This window comes from Streptomyces sp. NPDC050759 (assembly GCF_044456945.1).
In the GTDB taxonomy this organism is placed as follows: Bacteria; Actinomycetota; Actinomycetes; order Streptomycetales; family Streptomycetaceae; genus Streptomyces.
Genome location: NZ_JBITGI010000004.1, coordinates 590,190 through 608,916 on the forward strand (window position 1 = coordinate 590,190; position 18,727 = coordinate 608,916).

An 18,727-nucleotide genomic window follows, 5' to 3' on the forward strand; every position below is an offset into this window, starting at 1 on the left:
TGGCTGCCGTCCGGTGGGAGGCGCAGGGTCGAGGGCATGAAGAAGACCTGGTTCATCACCGGCGCGTCCCGCGGCTTCGGCCGGATCTGGGCCGAGGCCGCACTGTCCCGAGGCGACCGCGTGGCCGCCACCGCCCGTCGCCCCGAGACCCTGAAGCCCCTCGTCGACACCTATGGGGACAGCGTCCTGCCCCTCACCCTCGACGTCACCGACCGGGCGGCCGCCTTCGCCGCCGTCCGACGGGCCACCGACGCCTTCGGCCGCCTCGACGTGGTCGTCAACAACGCGGGCTACGGCCTGTTCGGCATGGTCGAGGAGACCACCGAGGAACAGGCCCGCGCCCAGCTGGACACGAACGTGCTCGGCCCCTTGTGGGTGACCCAGGCGGCTCTGCCGGTCCTGCGCGCCCAGGGCGCCGGGCACATCCTCCAGGTGTCCAGCATCGGCGGCCTGGCCGCCTTCCCCTCCCTGGGTCTCTACAACGCCTCCAAGTGGGCGCTGGAGGGCATGAGCGAGGCGCTCGCCCAGGAGGTCGGCCCGCTCGGGGTCCGCGTCACGATCGTCGAACCCGGCCCCTACGGCACCGACTGGTCCGGCTCCTCCGCGGTGCACGCCGAGCCCCTCGCCGCCTACGAGCCGATCCGTGAGGCCCGCCGGGCCGGTGCCGGCGCCCGGGCGCCCCAGGATCCGCAGACCACCGCCGAGGTCATCCTCGAACTGGTCGACACGGACGAGCCGCCCCTGCGCCTGTTCCTGGGGACGTACCCCTATCCGGTCGTGGAAGCCGCCTACCGCGGGCGACTGGAGACCTGGAACGCCTGGCGGCCGCTCGCCGCCAGGGCCTGACGCGGACCGCGGACGTGCGGGCCGACGCCTCGGTGGTGACCGAGGCGTCGATCCGCACCCTTCACTGGGTGAACTCACCTGCGCCGCAGCGACTTTCACTGTTTCACCTCTTGACGACCGGAGTGGCCGAGAGCACATTGGGCGCACTCTGAGAGCGCTCTCAGAGCGCGCTCGAAGGGCACCCCCGCACTCGCACCCCCACTCCGTACTCGAGAGGCAGCACCCCCATGAGTGAAACCTCCGGCATACCCAGACGGCGGCGAGCCCTCGTCGCCGTGCTGAGCACCCTCGGTCTGGCCGCCGCCCTCGCGACGGCCGCGACCCTCCCCGCCGACGCCTCCGCCCCCACACCTCCCACCGGCTGGTCGCAGGTCTTCCTGGACGACTTCAACGGCTCCGCCGGGACCGGCGTCAACACCTCCAACTGGCAGTACGCGACCGGCACTTCCTATCCGGGCGGCCCCGCCCACTGGGGCACCGGCGAGGTCGAGACGATGACCAACAGCACCAGCAACGTGGCGCTGGACGGCAACGGCAACCTGCGCATCACGCCGATCCGCGACGCGGCCGGCAACTGGACCTCGGGCCGTATCGAGACCAACCGCACCGACTTCCAGCCCCCGTCCGGCGGCAAGCTGCGCGTCGAGGCGCGCATCCAGATGCCCAACGTCACCGGCACCGCGGCCGAGGGCTACTGGCCGGCGTTCTGGGCACTGGGCGCGCCCTACCGCGGCAACTACCAGAACTGGCCGAGCGTCGGTGAGCTGGACATCATGGAGAACGTCCAGGGCATGAACCGCGTGTGGGCCACGATGCACTGCGGCACCAACCCGGGCGGCCCGTGCAACGAGACGACGGGCATCGGCAACAACGTCGCCTGTCCCGGCTCGACCTGCCAGTCGGCGTTCCACACCTACACCATGGAGTGGGACCGCTCGGTGAGCCCCGAGACGATCCGCTTCCTCGTCGACGGCACCCAGTACCACTCGGTCAACGCCGGCCAGGTGGACGCGACGACCTGGACCAACGCCACCAACCACGGCTTCTTCCTCATCCTCAACGTGGCGATGGGCGGCGCCTTCCCGGACGCGTTCGGCGGCGGTCTCGACTCCGGCACCCAGTCCGGCGTGCCCATGACCGTCGACTACGTCCAGGTGCTGTCGGCGAGTGGGAGCGGTACCACACCTCCGCCGAGCGGCGGCCGTGACGCCTACAGCACCATCCAGGCCGAGTCGTACAACAGCCAGAGCGGTGTGAGCGCCGAGACCACCACGGACACGGGCGGCGGCCAGAACCTCAGCGCCCTCGCCAACGGTGACTGGGCTCTGTACCAGAACGTCAACTTCGGCTCCACACCTGCGACTCAGTTCGTCGCGCGGGTGGCGAGCGGCGCGGCGGGCGGCGTCAGCGGTCTGGTCGAGGTGCGCCTGGACAGCCGTACCGCTACACCGGTCGGCAGCTTCTCGATCGCCGACACGGGCGGCTGGCAGTCCTGGAGAACGGTCCCGGCGAACATGAGCGCCGTCACCGGCACGCACAACGTGTACTTGACCTTCACCAGCGGCCAGCCGGCCGACTTCGTGAACGTGAACTGGTTCAGCTTCGGTCACTGACCGGTGTGTTGACGCCGCCCCGCGAGGCCTGTGCGGTCTCGCGGGGCGGCGTTACGTCACCCCAGATAGGCGGGGGCGACCACGGAGGTCATCAGGCGGCGGGCCGTGCCGGTGCCGTCGGCGGGGACGGTCCACAGGTCGGAGCCGTAGTCGCCGGGGAGGGCGTAGACGAGGGTGTCGTCGTCGGACCACAGTGCCTGGTCGTCGATGTCGCGCGACTCGGCGGTCGCGGTCTCCTTCATGGTGCGCAGGTTCAGGACGTACAGGCGCCAAGGGGCGTCGGGCGAGGCCCCCTTGACGCGCTTCTTGTAGGCGATGCGGGTGCCGTCGGGTGAGAGGGAGGGGCATTCGACGTTGCGGTGCAGGGTGGTGAGAGTGCGCGCGGTGACGTCGCCCCGCACGAGATACGTCCGGCCGCCGGTCGCCAGCGTGGCGTAGAAGTGGTCGTCGTCGGCGAAGGTGACGCCCCAGACGTTGGTGTCGGCGGCATGGTAGGTCCGGCCGTCCTTGATGATGTGGAAAGTCTCCAGGTTGTCGTCGATCGCCCAGGTGCGGGTGTCGACGACGGCCGTGCGGGTGGAGAACTTCGTTCCGGCGTACGAGTCCCCGCTGACGAACACCGTCCAGGCGACCATGTGTCCGGAGGGCGAGACCCGGGCCCGGGTGGGGATGCCGGCCGCCGGGAAGCGGTGGCGTTCGCGCAGGTGCGCGTCGAGCACCACCGCGCGGTAGGTGTCCTGCAGCGCGCCGTGCACGGCCTGGAGGCAGATGCCGGTGCCGGCGGCCGCGTGGAAGCGCAGGCACTTCACGCCCGAGGCGGTGCGCGGGCCCTGCGGATCGTCGGCGGGTACGGTGGCGATCTCGTCGCGGTGCGGGCCCCAGGCCAGATTGCGTACCAGCAGCCGCCGTTCGGCCGTCGGCCGGAGCGAGACGGTGCCTGCCCGCACGGTGGGGCCGTTCGCCTGCTGCTGGTCCCTCATGCCCGAGCGGTGGGCGGCGTACAGCACCGATCCGGTGCCGACCGCGCCGAGCAGCACGACGGCGACAAGGAGGGTCACCAGACGGGTCGTTCGGGTCATGCGGACACCTCATCGGTGGTGGCGGGGGTCTCGTCCGTGCCGCGCAGGACGAACGCGGACACGACGGCGCCGGCGGCGAGTGCGGCCGCGGTGACGGCGAGCGCGGTCCGCCCGCCCCACAGGCTCCAGGCCGCGCCGAACGCGAGCGAGCAGGCGAACCGGGCCAGCGCCTGCCCGGTGCCCACCAGTGCCTGCCCGGCGCCCAGGTGCCGGGCGGGGACGACTCCGGCCGTGGCGGCCGCGAGCACTCCGTCGGTGGCCGCGTAGAAGGTGCCGTGCAGCACCAGGACGGCGATCACCGCCGGGACGCCGTGCCACGGGGAGAGCACCAGGCCGTAGCCGAGCAGCAGGACACCGTGGCCGGCCAGGAAGAGCCGACGGCGGCTGACGCGGTCGGCCAGTGCGCCGAGCGGCACGGCGAGCAGCAGGAAGAAGGCGGCGGTGCCCAGCGGCAGCAGCGGGAACAGGTGGGCGGGCAGGTCCCCGTCACGCTGGAGCAGCAGATACAGGAAGGAGTCGCTGACGGTGGTCAGGCCGAGAAGACTCGCGCAGACGGTGAGTCGGCGCAGCTCGGGACGGCGCAGCAGCCCGAGGGCTTCCCGGAGCAACGGCCGTTCCTGCTCGGGCGGTTGCGGGACTGCCGGGGTGATGCGGCCGGGCACGAAGAGCACCAGCACCAGGACGCCGAGTACGGCGACGCAGCCGCTGACCGCGAAGACCGCGTCGTAGCCGTCGACGGTGGCCCGCAGGACGGCGAAGGCGACGAGCGGGCCGAGGAGCGCGCCGGTGGTGTCCATGGCACGGTGGACGCCGAACGCCCTTCCCCGGTGGGCGGGTTCGCTCGCCAGGGAGATCATCGCGTCCCGTGGGGCGGTGCGCAGTCCTTTGCCGGTCCGGTCGGCCGCGAGTACGGCGCCGAGCACGGGGAGGGTGTGAGCGAGGAGCAACAACGGTTTGCACAGCGCCGACAGGCCGTAGCCGAGGCCCGCCACGACCTTGTGGCGGCGGCCTCCCCGGTCGGCGAGGTGACCGCCGGCCAGTCGGACGAGGGCGCCGACGCCGTTGTTGATGCCGTCGAGGAGGCCGAAGCCGAGCGGCGACAGGCCGAGGCCCGCGACCACGTACAGCGGCAGGACGGCCGTGACCATCTCCGAGGAGACGTCCGTGATCAGGCTGACCGCGCCCAGGGCCAGCACGGTGGAGGGCACGGCGACCGGCCGCCGCCCCGGACGGGTGTCCGGGACGGCGGCGGCCTCGGTGCCGCGGGAACCCGTGCTCCGGGAGTCCGCGAGGTACACGGGCGTCAGTTCCAGATACCGGTGATGTCGGAGGCCGAGGCGGCGTTGCCCGCGTGGGCGCTCAGACCGGCCAGGTCCTCCACCGTGCGCAGCACGTTGTAGTGGTTGTAGGTCGTGGAGCTGGAGCTGCCGGGGGTGACGTGCTGCCCGTAGAACAGGGTGGGGATGCGGTTGCCGGAGAGCTTGTTGTCCTCGTCGAAGGTGACGGCGAGGATGCTGTTGTGGGTCTTGGCCCAGGTGGCGTAGGCGCCCAGGTTGTTCTTGATCCAGGTGTCACCCGTGGCGACCGAGCAGTCGTGCATGTCGCTGCACAGGTTCGGGACGACGAAGGACACCTTGGGCAGGGTCGTGTAGTCGGCCGGGAACTGCGCGAAGGTCTTCGCGGTGCTGGTCGGCACGTTGGAGAAGCCGAACCACGGATTGTGCTTCTGGGCGTAGTTGCCGCTGCTGCAGGTCGTCGAACCCTGGCTGGGCAGCGACTCGTTGTAGCTGGCCCAGGTCTTGCCCGCGGCGATCAGCTCGGAGGCGAGGTTGGGCTTGTTGATGGAGCCCACACCGACACAACTGTCGTCCGTGCGGCCCTGGTTGGAGCCGGAGAAGAGCATGTAGTAGTTCGGCTCGCTGGGGTGGGTGAGGCCGTAGGACTGGGTGAGGTCGGCGCCACCCGCCTTGAGGGTGTTGTTGAGGTAGGGGGCGCTGGAGCTGCCGATGACCTGCGAGTAGGCGTGGTTCTCCATCACCACGACCACGACGTGGTCGGGGGTGGGGAGAGCGGCTGCCTCGGCGGTGGAGGCCGTCGCGGCCCACACGCCGATCGAGGTGGCGGTGAGGGCGAGGGCTCCGGCGAGTGCGGAGAGGGAACGTCGGTTGCGCTGCGGTGCCTTGACGGCGGCCATGACTGTCCTCCGGACAGAGGTGACGGACGTTCGGGGGAGCGGCGCCGCAACCCTAGGAGCCTCCGGCCGGGTCCGCGTGAAGGCCGGGCGAACCGTGGGTTCCGCCGGGCAAAGATCACCCCACGCACAGGTCATGCACAGCAAAGCGCGAGTCAAGTGGGCGTCACACAGAACTCGTTCCCCTCGGGATCGCAGAGCATGAGGTGGTCCGGGTACCGGTCCCGGACCGTCGCACCGAGACCGACGAGCCGCTCGGCCTCCGCTTCCATGTCCGCGGCGGAAAGGTCCAGGTGGACCCGGTTCTTGACGCTCTTGCCCTCCGGCACCAGCTGGAACCACAGCCGGGGCCCGCCCAGCGAGGACTCGACGAGCACGGTGGGGTCGTCCTCGACGTCCGTGATCCCGAGGGACCTCAGCCGCGCCAACTCCTCGTCGTCGTACGGCGCTACGGCACAGCCGTCCATCGCGGCCGCCCAGAACCGCGCTGTGGCCGCGGGGTGGGCGCAGTCGAAGACGATGTCTCTCAGTCGGGCCATTCGGTCCACTCCTAGAGAAGTTCCGTCCGGAACGCCGCCGGCGTCATCTCGGTGTGCTGCTGGAAGAACTTCGAGAAGTTCGCCGCGTCGGGAAACCCCACCGCCGCCCCCACCCGCCCGATCGGCAGGTCCGTGTGGGCGAGCAGCCGCTTCGCCTCCAGCACGACCCGCTTGTCGATGAACCCCTTGGGCGTCTCCCCGGTGGCGGCGCGCACCGCACGCACCAGGGTCCGGCGGGAGTAGCCCAGCGCGTCGGCGTACGCGCTGACACTGTGGTTCGTGGCGAAGCCCTTCTCCACCGCGTCCCGGAACAGGGTGAACGTCGACTCGGTCCGCCGCCCCGCCTCGGCCGAACTGGCCGCGAGGTGGGCCAGGCGCAGCAGGAACGCCGTCAACGAGTGCCGCAGGACGGAGGTGTGCAGGCTCAGCGGGAGGGTCGACGTGTCCTCGTACTCCCGTTGCAGCTGGTCCAGTGCGGCCTGAAGGCCCGCCAACTGGGCGCCGGAGGGCCGCAGTAGCGGTGGCAGGTCGTAGCGGTAGAGCCCCGTCGCCTCCACCGTCGCCCGCGGCAGGAAGCCCGGTTGCATGGTCAGCACGGTTCCGCGGTACTCGCTCGTCGGTGAGAAGCGGTGGACCTGACCCGGCCGGATCCACAACAGGTCGCCCGCCGTCGCCTCGTACTCGGCGAAGTCGATCATGTGGCGCACGGGACCGCCGTCGAAGAGCATCACGACATGGAAGTCGATGCGGTGCACGCGCTCCAGCGGGGCATCCGCGTGCCAGGTGCGGCCGGTGCCCATCGCGCCGACCTGCATACCGACTCCGCCCACGCTCAGCTCTATGGGGAAGGGGAACGTTCTGATCCCGTCCACTCCGCCGTCACCGTCTCCGCCAAGGATGAAGTCTTGGGTCGTTCTGTCCGCCATGTCCTTCTCACGCCGCCTGCCTGGAGCGTTCCGTGTCCCACTTTCACCACAGGCTGACACACGGCGACCTTCCGCCGTAAAAGTCAGACTTTTAAGTTTGAACGCGTCAGACCAGCTATTCCGCTCCGATCGAGGACTTCTTGAAGATGAGCACGCAGACACCGGACCGCTTCGAATGGACCGAACTCGACCGGCGTGCCGTCGACACCGCCCGCCTCTTGGCGGCGGATGCCGTGCAGCAGGTCGGGAACGGCCACCCCGGCACCGCGATGGCCCTGGCCCCCGCGGCGTACACGATCTTTCAGAAGGTGATGCGTCACGATCCGGCGGACCCCGAGTGGACCGGCCGTGACCGCTTCGTCCTCTCCCCCGGGCACACCTCGCTGACGCTCTACACCCAGCTCTACCTCTCCGGGTACGAGCTGGAGCTCGACGACCTGAAGGCCTTCCGCACCCACGGCTCCAAGACGCCTGGTCACCCGGAGTACGGGCACACCGCCGGTGTCGAGACCACCACCGGTCCGCTCGGCCAGGGCGTCGCCAACGCCGTCGGCATGGCGATGGCCGCCCGCTACGAGCGCGGCCTCTTCGACCCCGAGGCCCCCGAGGGCGAGTCCCCCTTCGACCACACCATCTGGGCGATCGTCTCCGACGGCGACCTGGAGGAGGGCATCTCCGCCGAGGCCTCCTCCCTCGCGGGCCACCAGAAGCTCGGCAACCTGGTCTTCGTCTACGACGACAACCACATCTCCATCGAGGGCGACACGGCGACCGCGTTCTCCGAGGACGTGCTGAAGCGGTACGAGGCCTACGGCTGGCATACCCAGCGCATCGAGCCCGGCGCCGACGGCGACATCGACGTACCCGCCCTGTACGCGGCACTGAAGTCCGCGCAGGCCGAGACCGAGCGGCCCTCGATCATCGCGATGCGCACGATCATCGCCTGGCCCGCCCCGAACGCCCAGAACACCGAGGCCGCCCACGGCTCCGCGCTCGGCGCCGACGAGGTCGCCGCCACCAAGCGGGTCCTCGGCTTCGACCCCGCGCGCACCTTCGAGGTCGCCGACGAGGTACTGGCCCACTCCCGCAAGGCCCTCGACCGGGGCGCGGAGGCGCACGCCACCTGGGACAAGCAGATCTCCGTGTGGCGCGGTGAGCAGCCCGAGCGGGCCCGGCTCTTCGACCGGATCGTCGCCGGCCAGCTTCCCGAGGGCTGGGAGTCCGCGATCCCGGTTTTCGAGGAGGGCAAGTCCGTCGCCACCCGTGCCGCCTCCGGCAAGGTGCTCCAGGCCCTCGGCGCGGTGCTCCCCGAGCTGTGGGGCGGTTCCGCCGACCTCGCCGGCTCCAACAACACGACCATCGACAAGTCGAGCTCCTTCCTGCCCAAGGGCAACCCGCTGCCGGAGGCCGACCCCTACGGCCGTACGGTCCACTTCGGCATCCGCGAACACTCGATGGCCGCGGAGATGAACGGCATCGCGCTGCACGGCAACACCCGGATCTACGGCGGCACCTTCCTGGTGTTCTCCGACTACATGCGCAACGCCGTACGTCTGTCGGCGCTGATGCAGCTGCCCGTCACCTACGTCTGGACGCACGACTCCATCGGCCTCGGCGAGGACGGTCCCACCCACCAGCCGGTCGAGCACCTCGCGTCGCTGCGCGCCATCCCGGGCCTGAACATCGTCCGCCCGGCCGACGCCAACGAGACCGCGACCGCCTGGGCCGAGATCCTCCGGCGGCACGCCACCGACCCGGCCCCGCACGGCCTCGCGCTCACCCGCCAGGGTGTGCCGACGTACGCGCCGAACCCGGATGCGGCCAAGGGCGGGTACGTCCTCGTCGAGTCGTCCGGAAAGACGCCCGACGTCGTCCTCATCGCCACCGGCTCCGAGGTCCAGCTCGCCGTCGCCGCGCGGGAGCGGCTGGAGGCGGAGGGGGTCGGCACCCGGGTGGTGTCGATGCCGTCCGTGGAGTGGTTCGAGCAGCAGCCGCGGGAGTACCGGGAGAGCGTCCTTCCGCCGTCCGTGCGAGCCCGTGTCGCGATCGAGGCCGGTATCGGTCTCACGTGGTACCGCTTCGTAGGTGACGCAGGACGCATCGTCTCCCTCGAACACTTCGGCGCCTCCGCCGACGCGAAGACCCTGTTCGCCGAGTACGGCTTCACCGCCGACAACGTCGCCGCAGCAGCCCGGGAATCCGTGGCCGCCGCGCGTGGTTGATCCGACCGCCAGAAAGAAGATGATCACTGTGACCGAAGCGACCGCGACCGCGGGAGCACTCAAGCGCCTCTCCGACGAGGGCGTCTCCATCTGGCTGGACGACCTGTCGCGGGGGCGGATCGAGTCCGGGAACCTCGCCGAACTCGTAGCGACGAAGCACGTCGTCGGCGTCACCACCAATCCCTCCATCTTCCAGGCCGCCATCGGCTCGGGAGCGGGCTACGAGGAGCAGCTGACCGACCTCGCCACCCGGGGCGTCACGGTCGACGAGGCCGTACGGATGATGACCACGGCCGATGTCCGCGCCGCCGCCGACGTGCTGCGTCCGGTGTACGACGCCACCGGCGGCCGGGACGGCCGGGTCTCCATCGAGGTCGACCCGCGCCTCGCCCACGACACCCGCGCGACGATCGCCGAGGCCAAGCAGCTCGCCTGGCTCGTCGACCGCCCGAACGTCATGATCAAGATCCCGGCGACCACCGCGGGCCTGCCGGCGATCACCGAGGTCATCGGCCTCGGGATCAGCGTCAACGTCACGCTGATCTTCTCGCTGGAGCGCTACCGCGAGGTCATGGACGCCTACCTGGCCGGCCTGGAGAAGGCCGCGAAGAAGGGCCTCGACCTCTCCACGATCCACTCCGTCGCCTCCTTCTTCGTCTCCCGCGTCGACTCCGAGATCGACAAGCGTCTGACGGTGCTGGGCACGGACGCCGCCCTCGCGCTCAAGGGCAGGGCGGCGCTCGCCAACGCGCGGCTCGCCTACGAGGCCTACGAAGAGGTCTTCTCCGGCGAGCGCTGGACCGCCCTCGGCGGCGCCCGCGCCAACAAGCAGCGTCCGCTGTGGGCCTCGACCGGTGTGAAGGACCCGTCCTACAAGGACACCCTGTACGTCGACGACCTCGTCGCGCCCGGCACGGTCAACACCATGCCGGAGGCCACGCTGAACGCCACCGCCGACCACGGCGGGATCACCGGCGACACGGTGACCGGCGGTTACGCGCAGGCCCGCGCCGACCTGGCCGCCGTGGAGGCGCTGGGGATCTCGTACGACGAGGTCGTGCAGCAGCTGGAGGACGAGGGCGTCGCCAAGTTCGAGGTGGCCTGGCAGGACCTGCTGGACGCCGTCACGAAGTCGCTGAACAGCAAGGGAGTTGACGCGGAATGACCGTCACCGCCGACTGGGAGAACCCGCTGCGCGACGAGCGCGACCGGCGTCTCCCCCGGATCGCCGGACCGTCCGGACTCGTCATCTTCGGCGTCACCGGCGACCTGTCCCGCAAGAAGCTGATGCCGGCCGTCTACGACCTCGCCAACCGCGGCATGCTGCCGCCGGGCTTCTCGCTCGTCGGCTTCGCCCGCCGGGACTGGGAGGACGAGGACTTCGCGCAGATCGTGCACGACTCGGTGCGCGAGCACGCGCGGACCGAGTTCCGTGAGGAGGTCTGGCAGCAGCTCGCCGAGGGGATGCGGTTCATCCCGGGCGACTTCGACGACGACACGGCGTTCAAGCAGCTGCGCCAGACCGTCGAGGAGCTGGACAAGGCCCGCGGCACCAGCGGCAACTACGCCTTCTACCTCTCCGTACCGCCGAAGTTCTTCCCGAAGGTCGTCCAGCAGCTCAAGAAGCACGGGCTGGCGAACGCTCCCGAGGGCTCCTGGCGGCGCGCGGTCATCGAGAAGCCGTTCGGCCGCGACCTGAAGAGCGCCCGCGAGCTCAACGCCCTCGTGCACGACGTGTTCGAGCCGGACCAGGTCTTCCGCATCGACCACTACCTGGGCAAGGAGACCGTCCAGAACATCCTGGCGCTGCGCTTCGCCAACCAGATGTACGAGCCGATCTGGAACCGGTCGTACGTCGACCACGTGCAGATCACGATGGCCGAGGACATCGGCATCGGCGGCCGCGCGGGCTACTACGACGGCATCGGCGCCGCCCGTGACGTCATCCAGAACCACCTGCTCCAGCTCATGGCCCTCACCGCCATGGAGGAGCCGGCCGCCTTCGACGCCGAGTCGCTGCTCACCGAGAAGCTGAAGGTCCTCAGGGCCGTGAAGCTGCCGGAGGACATCGGCGCGCACGCCGTGCGCGGGCAGTACGCGGGTGCCTGGCAGGGCGGCGAGAAGGTGGTCGGGTATCTGGAGGAGGAGGGCATCGACCCGGCCTCCACGACGGACACGTACGCGGCCATCAGGCTGAACGTCGACAACCGCCGCTGGGCGGGCGTCCCCTTCTACCTGCGCACCGGCAAGCGGCTCGGCCGCCGGGTCACCGAGATCGCGGTCGTCTTCCAGACGGCCCCGCACTCGCCCTTCGACTCGCAGGCCACCGAGGAGCTCGGCTCCAACGCGATCGTCATCCGGGTGCAGCCGGACGAGGGCATGACGGTCCGGTTCGGGTCGAAGGTGCCGGGCACCTCGATGGAGATCCGGGACGTGACGATGGACTTCGCCTACGGCGAGTCGTTCACCGAGTCCAGCCCGGAGGCCTACGAGCGGCTCATCCTGGATGTCCTTCTCGGGGACGCCAACCTGTTCCCCCGCCACCAGGAAGTGGAAGAGTCCTGGAAGATCCTCGACCCGATCGAGGAGCACTGGGCGAACCACGGCCGTCCGGCGCAGTACGCGTCGGGTACCTGGGGACCCGAGGAAGCCGACGAGATGCTCGCACGAGACGGACGGAGCTGGCGCAGGCCATGAAGATCGACCTGACCGACACCACGGCAAGCAAGATCAACAAGGCGCTGGTGCAGGGTCGCCGCGCCATCGGCACACCGGCCGTGGGCATGGTCCTGACGATGGTGATCGTCACGGACGAGGAGAACGCCTACGACGCGATCAAGGCGGCCGAGGAGGCCTCGCACGAGCACCCCTCGCGCACCCTGGTCGTCATCAAGCGGCACGCCCGCACCCCGCGCGACCGCACCAACTCGCACCTCGACGCCGAGGTCCGGGTGGGCGCCGACGCCGGCACCGGCGAGACGGTCGTCCTGCGGACCTACGGCGAGGTCTCCGACCACGCCGACTCCGTCGTGCTGCCGCTGCTGCTGCCGGACGCCCCGGTCGTCGTGTGGTGGCCGGTGGAAGCGCCGGAGAACCCTTCGAAGGACCCGCTGGGCGCGCTGGCCCAGCGCCGGATCACCGACCTGTACGCCGTCGAGAACCCCCTCGACGTCCTCGCGACCCGGGTCCGCTCCTACGCGCCCGGCGACACCGACCTCGCCTGGACCCGGCTGACCCCGTGGCGCTCGATGCTCGCGGCGGCCCTGGACCAGGCCCGCGCGGAGATCATCTCCGGGGCCGTGGAGGCCGAGGCCGACAACCCGGCCGCCGAGCTGCTCGCGCGCTGGCTGGAGGCGCGGCTGAAGGTGAAGATCGACCGCGTGGTCACCGCCGGTCCGGTCGTCACGGCCGTCCGCCTGGGCACCGCGAACGGCGAGGTCGTCATCGACCGTCCCGAGGGCCCGCTGGCCACGCTGTCCCTGCCGGGCCAGCCCTCCCGCACCCTCGCGCTGAAGGTCCGCACCACCTCCGAACTCATCGCCGAGGAGCTGCGGCGCCTCGACGCGGACGAGATGTACGCCGTCGCTCTGCGGGGCGAGGCCACCAAGGAGACCCCCTCTCATGTCTGACTCTCCCAAGCTGACGCGCCGCCCCGAGTGGACCGCGCTGGCGGACCACCGCGCCGAGGGCACCCCCCATCTGCGTGAGCTGTTCGCGACGGACCCCGGGCGCGCGGAGCGGTACGTGGTGCGCGTCGGTGATCTGCGCATCGACTACTCCAAGCACCTGATCACCGACGAGACGCTGGCCCTGCTCCAGGAACTGGCCGGCGCCACCGACGTGTTCGGGCTGCGGGACGCCATGTTCCGCGGCGAGCGGATCAACCTCACCGAGGACCGGGCGGTGCTGCACACCGCGCTGCGCGCCCCCGCCAACGCGGTGGTCGAGGTGGACGGGGAGAACGTCGTGCCGCGGGTGCACGCCGTGCTCGACAGGATGAGCGACTTCGCGAACGGGGTCCGCTCCGGCGAGTGGACCGGCCACACCGGCAGGCGCATCAAGAACGTCGTCAACATCGGCATCGGCGGCTCGGACCTCGGTCCCGCGATGGCGTACGAGGCCCTGCGCGCCTTCACGGCACGGGAGTTGACCTTCCGTTTCGTGTCCAACGTGGATGGCGCCGACCTGCACGAGGCGGTGCGGGACCTGGACCCGGCGGAGACCCTGTTCATCGTCGCGTCCAAGACCTTCACCACGATCGAGACGATCACCAACGCCACCTCGGCCCGCACCTGGCTGCTCGACGGCCCGGCCGGACTCCGCGACGACAAGGCCGTCGCCAAGCACTTCGTCGCCCTGTCGACGAACGCCGAGAAGGTCACGGACTTCGGCATCGACCCGGACAACATGTTCGAGTTCTGGGACTGGGTCGGCGGCCGCTACTCCTACGACTCGGCGATCGGCCTCTCCCTCATGATCGCCATCGGTCCGGACCACTTCCGGGAGATGCTCGACGGCTTCCGGATCGTCGACGAGCACTTCCAGAACGCGCCCGCCGAGGCCAACGCCCCTCTGCTCCTGGGCCTGTTGGGGATCTGGTACGGCAACTTCCACGACGCCCAGTCGCACGCGGTACTGCCGTACTCCCACTATCTGTCGAAGTTCACCGCGTATCTCCAGCAGCTGGACATGGAGTCCAACGGCAAGTCGGTGGACCGTGACGGCAACCCGGTGGAGTGGCAGACCGGCCCGGTGGTGTGGGGCACGCCCGGCACCAACGGGCAGCACGCCTACTACCAGTTGATCCACCAGGGCACCAAGCTCATCCCGGCCGACCTGATCGGCTTCGCCCGGCCGATCGACGAGCTGAGCGACGAACTCAAGGCACAGCACGACCTGTTGATGGCCAACCTGTTCGCTCAGGGGCAGGCGCTCGCCTTCGGCAAGACCGCCGAGGAGGTCCGCGCGGAGGGTGTGGCCGAGGAGCAGGTGGCGCACCGCACCTTCCAGGGCAACCACCCCACGACCACGATCCTGGCCAAGGAGCTCACCCCCTCGGTCCTCGGCCAGCTGGTCGCCCTCTACGAGCACAAGGTGTTCGTCCAGGGCGCGATCTGGCACATCGACTCCTTCGACCAGTGGGGCGTCGAGCTCGGCAAGGTCCTCGCCCGGCGCGTCGAACCCGCCCTGACCGAGGGCGCCGACGTCCCCGGCCTCGACTCCTCCACCACCGCCCTCGTGGCCGCCTACCGTGAACTGAAGGAAGTGCTCTGACATGACAGCGATGCAGCTCGGCCTCATCGGCCTGGGCAAGATGGGCGGCAACATGCGCGAGCGCATCCGCCGCGCCGGCCACACCGTCATCGGCTACGACCGCAACCCCGAACTCTCCGACGTGGCGAGCCTGTCGGAGCTGGTCGACAAGCTCGAAGCGCCGCGCACGGTATGGGTGATGGTCCCCGCCGGCGCCGCCACCCAGTCCGTCGTGGACGAGCTCGGCGACCTCCTCTCCCCCGGGGACACCGTGGTCGACGGCGGCAACTCCCGCTGGAGCGACGACGAGAAGCACGCCGAGGAGCTGGGCGCCAAGGGCATCGGCTTCGTCGACGCCGGTGTCTCCGGCGGCGTGTGGGGCCTCCAGAACGGCTACGCCCTGATGGTCGGCGGCGACAAGGAGCACGTGGACCGGCTGCAGCCGATCTTCCACGCACTCAAGCCCGAGGGGCCGTACGGCTATGTCCACGCGGGCAAGGTCGGCGCCGGGCACTTCTCCAAGATGGTCCACAACGGCATCGAGTACGCCATGATGCAGGCCTACGCCGAGGGCTGGGAGCTGCTGGAGAAGGTCGAGTCGGTGGACAGCGTCCGGGAGGTGTTCCGCTCCTGGCAGGACGGGACCGTCATCCGCTCCTGGCTGCTCGACCTCGCGGTCAACGCCCTCGACCAGGACGAGCACCTGGACAAGCTGAAGGGGTACGCACAGGACTCCGGCGAGGGCCGCTGGACCGTGGAGGCGGCCGTGGACAACGCGGTGCCGCTGCCGACGATCACCGCCTCCCTCTTCGCGCGGTTCGCGTCCCGCCAGGACGACTCCCCGCAGATGAAGATGATCGCGGCGCTGCGCAACCAGTTCGGCGGCCACGCCGTCGAAGCGAAGAAGTAGGCGCGCCGTGGGGGATCTTCTCCTGGTCCGCCACGGCGAGACGGAGTGGAGCGTGTCGGGACAGCACACCAGCTGGACCGACCTGCCCCTCACCCAGCACGGCGAGGAACAGGCCAAGTCACTCGCTCCGCTCCTCTCGGGCCGGACCTTCTCGCTCGCGCTGACCAGTCCGCTGGGCCGCGCGATACGCACCGCCGAACTGGCGGGCATCACCGGGGCCCTGACCGACCCCGACCTCCACGAGTGGGACTACGGCGCCTACGAGGGCGTCACCACCGTCGAGATCCACCGCACCCGCCCCGACTGGTACCTGTGGACCGACGGGGTCCCGCCCGGCCCGGAGGGGCACCCCGGCGAGTCCCCCGAGGACGTCGGCCGCCGGGCCGACCTGGTGCTGGCCCGGGTGGACGCCGCCCTCCCCGACGGCGACGTGGTCCTCGTGGCCCACGCCCACTTCCTGCGGGTCCTGACGGCGCGCAGGCTCGGGCTCGCCCCGGCGGACGGCCGGCTGTTCCAGCTGGCGACCGGGACGGTGAGCCGGCTGTCGACGGAACACGACCGTCCGGTGATCGCGGAGTGGAACACCAGGGTCTAGCACGGCAGTTGTCGACGGCCCGGGAGCACGGACTCCCGGGCCGTCGTCGCTGGAAGGGCCTGTTGACACCGTGACGTGTGCGTTGGAGAGTCACGGCTGATGGAGATCGACAACCTGACCCCGGCCGAACTGCGGGTGTGGCGCGCCTTCCCGAAGGGCGAGGCCGTGGACTTCCGTACGGCGGAGGACGAGGACGTGACGGCCGGTGCCGGCTGGGGCGCCGAACGGACGGTCCGGGCAACCGTGTTGCGAGCCCTCCTGCTCAACGGCCCGCAGGAGGACGGGGAGATACCGGCCCTGCGCGTGGCGGGCGCCCGCATCGCAGGTGTGCTGAACCTGCAGCACGGCGAGGCCGACCGTGCCGTACGGCTCGGTCACTGCTACTTCGACGACGTGCCCGAACTGTACGGCTCTCGTCTGCGGCACCTGCGGTTGAGCGGTTCGGTGCTTCCCGGGCTGAACGCCGTCAGAGTGCAGGTGGAGGCGGTACTGCGGCTCACGGACTGCAAGGTGCACGGACCGATCCGCCTCGGCGGAGCGCAGATCGGCGGCGGGCTCTTCCTGGAGCGGGCCGAGATCACCGGGGCGGACACCGGGGAGCCCGCGCTCTACCTCAACCATGTGACCATCGGCGCCGACCTGTGGGCCCCGGGGTTGCGGGCACACGGAGAGGTTCGCCTCAACGGCGCCTCGGTCGCCGGATCGGTCAACCTCAACGACGCCCGCCTCAGCAATCCCGGCGCCTTGGTTCTCGACGCACAGACGCTGAACGTGGAGACCGACCTCCACATGCGGCGGCTTGTCACGTTCGGCTGGATCGGCCTGCGCGGCGCCAGGATCGCCGGCCGTCTCGACCTGTCGTACGCACACCTGTCGAACCCGGGCGACGCGGCGCTCAGGGCGAGCAGCTGCAACGTCGGGGAGCTCTGGCTGCGCAAGGGTCCTCCCATCGAGGGCACGCTCACGCTGCGCCGGGCACAGATCGACGAGCTCTTCCTGGAACCGCAGGTGGTCCCGCACGAGGTCCAGTTCAACGGGCTCGTCTACACCTCACTCACCCCGCAGGAACCGCCGGAGCACCGCCTGCCGATGCTGGAGCGGGACCGTGAGGGCTATGTCCCGCACGCCTACGAGCAGTTGACCGCCGCCTACCGCCGCATCGGCGACGACCGCGCCGCACGACGGGTCCAGCTCGCCAAGCAGCGCCGCCACCGCGCCACCCTCGCCTGGTACGGGCGCCTGTGGGGACACGTCCAGGACGCCACCGTCGGCTACGGCTTCCACCCCCTGCGGGCCTGCGTCTGGCTGGTCTCCCTGCTCGCCGTCGGCACGGTCGCCTACGGCCTCCACCACCCGCCCCCGCTCAAGGCGGACGAGGCCCCGCACTTCAACGCGCTGTTCTACACCCTCGACCTGCTGCTGCCGGTGATCTCCTTCGGCCAGGAGGGCGCCTTCGCCCCGCAGGGGTGGTACCAGTCGCTGTCGTACGCGCTGGTCATCGCGGGCTGGATCCTGGCGACGACGGTCTTCGCCGGTGTGACACGCACCGTCAACCGCCAGTGATCACGGCTTACTTGGGGGCGCCGACCACGCCCGCGAGTTCCGCGATGTCCCCGAGCATCCGCGACGCGTCCGGCTCCCGCCCGGTGAACAGCCGGAACGCGTCCACGGCCTGGAAGACGGCCATCCCTCCCCCGTCCAGAGTGGCGCAGCCGAGCGCACGGGCGGTCCGCAGCAGCTCCGTCTCCAGCGGGCGGTAGACCACCTCGGCGACCCACAGTTCGGGGCGGAGCAGGTCGGCCGGGAACGGTAGGCCGGGGTGGGCAGCCATGCCGGTGGGGGTGGCGTGCACGAGGCCGTCGGCGTCGGCGAGCAGCCGCGGCAGTCGGTCGGGGGCGGCCGCGGCAGCCCGGCCCTCGCCGAAGTGACGGTTCAGCGACGCCGCGAGCTCCGCGGCCCGGTCGGCGAGCGCGTCGACGACGGTGACCCGCCCGGCGCCCAGGGTGAGCATGGCGTGGGCGACGGCCGCCCCCGCGCCGCCCGCCCCCAGCTGCACGACCCGTTCGAGCGGTACGTCGGGCAGCCCGCGCGCGAAGGACGCCGCGAAACCGGTGACGTCGGTGTTGTGGCCGGTCGCCCGGGCGTTCTCGAAGACCACGGTGTTGACCGCGCCGAGCGCCTCGGCCTGCGGGGCGAGCGCGTCCAGGTGCCCGATGACCAGCTGCTTGCACGGGTGGGTGATGTTCAGCCCGTCGAAGCCCAGGTCACGGGCGGCCCGCACCAGATCGCCGACCGCCTCGGGGCGCACCCCGAGCACGTCGATGTCGATGAGCCGGTACAGACAGCGCAGGCCCTGCCGGTCCGCCTCCCGCTCGTGCAGCGCCGGGCTCAGCGAGGGGCCGATGCCGGCGCCGATCAGTCCGACGAGAAACGAGTCCTTGGCCACGCGGACCTCCTGAGACGAGCGCTAATGTACGAACCAGTACGTTAGCTATATCAGCCGGGCTGCCGCCCGGGGAAGACTCCGGCCGCGCCTTCTAGAATCTGCGGCAC

At 70.6% G+C, this 18,727-nt stretch carries 16 protein-coding genes; 10 read left to right on the forward strand and 6 right to left on the reverse strand.

The window, feature by feature from the left end; all coding sequences use genetic code 11:
* Positions 1–36 precede the first annotated feature (36 nt).
* Both ACIBJB_RS16250 and ACIBJB_RS16255 read left to right on the forward strand, forming a co-directional pair.
* Positions 37–846 carry an SDR family NAD(P)-dependent oxidoreductase gene (locus ACIBJB_RS16250; RefSeq protein ID WP_398930870.1) on the forward strand — a complete coding sequence of 270 codons (810 nt, stop codon included), beginning with the start codon at positions 37–39 and terminating at the stop codon, positions 844–846.
* 227 nt (positions 847–1,073) lie between these two features.
* On the forward strand, positions 1,074–2,459 hold the full coding sequence (locus tag ACIBJB_RS16255) for a glycoside hydrolase family 16 protein (RefSeq protein ID WP_398930872.1): 1,386 nt from the start codon (positions 1,074–1,076) through the stop codon (positions 2,457–2,459).
* Between the two features lie 56 nt (positions 2,460–2,515).
* Here ACIBJB_RS16255 and ACIBJB_RS16260 read toward each other — a convergent pair whose 3' ends face one another.
* From ACIBJB_RS16260 to ACIBJB_RS16280, 5 genes are all read right to left on the reverse strand, one after another.
* Positions 2,516–3,538 (reverse strand): TolB family protein, encoded by a 1,023-nt coding sequence (locus tag ACIBJB_RS16260; protein ID WP_398930874.1) that lies wholly within the window; start codon positions 3,536–3,538, stop codon positions 2,516–2,518.
* A complete protein-coding gene (locus tag ACIBJB_RS16265; protein WP_398930876.1) occupies positions 3,535–4,836 on the reverse strand; it encodes an MFS transporter in 1,302 nt (433 codons plus the stop codon). The genes ACIBJB_RS16260 and ACIBJB_RS16265 overlap by 4 nt, the downstream gene beginning before the upstream one ends.
* Before the next feature lie 5 nt (positions 4,837–4,841).
* Positions 4,842–5,732: an alkaline phosphatase family protein gene (locus tag ACIBJB_RS16270; RefSeq protein ID WP_398930878.1), complete on the reverse strand. Its 891-nt coding sequence runs from the start codon at positions 5,730–5,732 to the stop codon at positions 4,842–4,844.
* Between the two features lie 152 nt (positions 5,733–5,884).
* On the reverse strand, positions 5,885–6,268 hold the full coding sequence (locus ACIBJB_RS16275; RefSeq protein WP_398930880.1) for a VOC family protein: 384 nt from the start codon (positions 6,266–6,268) through the stop codon (positions 5,885–5,887).
* An 11-nt stretch (positions 6,269–6,279) separates the two neighbouring features.
* The gene (locus ACIBJB_RS16280) at positions 6,280–7,194 is read right to left on the reverse strand and encodes an AraC family transcriptional regulator (RefSeq protein WP_398930881.1); all 915 of its coding nucleotides are present in this window, start codon (positions 7,192–7,194) and stop codon (positions 6,280–6,282) included.
* A 146-nt stretch (positions 7,195–7,340) separates the two neighbouring features.
* Between ACIBJB_RS16280 and tkt the strand changes: the two genes are divergently transcribed.
* The 8 genes from tkt (at position 7,341) to ACIBJB_RS16320 (ending at position 17,737) form a co-directional block, all read left to right on the forward strand.
* A complete protein-coding gene (tkt, locus tag ACIBJB_RS16285; protein ID WP_398930883.1) occupies positions 7,341–9,416 on the forward strand; it encodes a transketolase in 2,076 nt (691 codons plus the stop codon).
* Positions 9,417–9,435: 19 nt separating this feature from the next.
* Positions 9,436–10,581 (forward strand): transaldolase, encoded by a 1,146-nt coding sequence (tal, locus tag ACIBJB_RS16290; RefSeq protein ID WP_398930885.1) that lies wholly within the window; start codon positions 9,436–9,438, stop codon positions 10,579–10,581.
* The gene (zwf, locus tag ACIBJB_RS16295; protein WP_266392182.1) at positions 10,578–12,113 is read left to right on the forward strand and encodes a glucose-6-phosphate dehydrogenase; all 1,536 of its coding nucleotides are present in this window, start codon (positions 10,578–10,580) and stop codon (positions 12,111–12,113) included. The genes tal and zwf overlap by 4 nt, the downstream gene beginning before the upstream one ends.
* Positions 12,110–13,045, forward strand: a complete 936-nt coding sequence (gene opcA, locus ACIBJB_RS16300) for a glucose-6-phosphate dehydrogenase assembly protein OpcA (RefSeq protein WP_398930888.1) — start codon at positions 12,110–12,112, stop codon at positions 13,043–13,045. Before zwf ends, opcA begins: the two co-directional genes overlap by 4 nt.
* Complete coding sequence (pgi, locus tag ACIBJB_RS16305; RefSeq protein ID WP_398930890.1) at positions 13,038–14,690, forward strand: glucose-6-phosphate isomerase; 1,653 nt, start codon at positions 13,038–13,040, stop codon at positions 14,688–14,690. The genes opcA and pgi overlap by 8 nt, the downstream gene beginning before the upstream one ends.
* A gap of 10 nt (positions 14,691–14,700) precedes the next feature.
* Positions 14,701–15,579, forward strand: a complete 879-nt coding sequence (gene gnd / locus ACIBJB_RS16310; protein ID WP_398931027.1) for a phosphogluconate dehydrogenase (NAD(+)-dependent, decarboxylating) — start codon at positions 14,701–14,703, stop codon at positions 15,577–15,579.
* A gap of 7 nt (positions 15,580–15,586) precedes the next feature.
* The gene (locus ACIBJB_RS16315; protein WP_398930892.1) at positions 15,587–16,174 is read left to right on the forward strand and encodes a histidine phosphatase family protein; all 588 of its coding nucleotides are present in this window, start codon (positions 15,587–15,589) and stop codon (positions 16,172–16,174) included.
* 99 nt (positions 16,175–16,273) lie between these two features.
* Entirely contained in the window at positions 16,274–17,737 is a 1,464-nt protein-coding gene (locus ACIBJB_RS16320) for a membrane-associated oxidoreductase (protein WP_398930894.1), read from the forward strand.
* A 7-nt stretch (positions 17,738–17,744) separates the two neighbouring features.
* On the opposite strand, the gene ACIBJB_RS16325 is transcribed toward ACIBJB_RS16320, so the two are convergent.
* Positions 17,745–18,620 (reverse strand): shikimate dehydrogenase, encoded by an 876-nt coding sequence (locus tag ACIBJB_RS16325; protein ID WP_398930896.1) that lies wholly within the window; start codon positions 18,618–18,620, stop codon positions 17,745–17,747.
* Positions 18,621–18,727 lie beyond the last annotated feature (107 nt).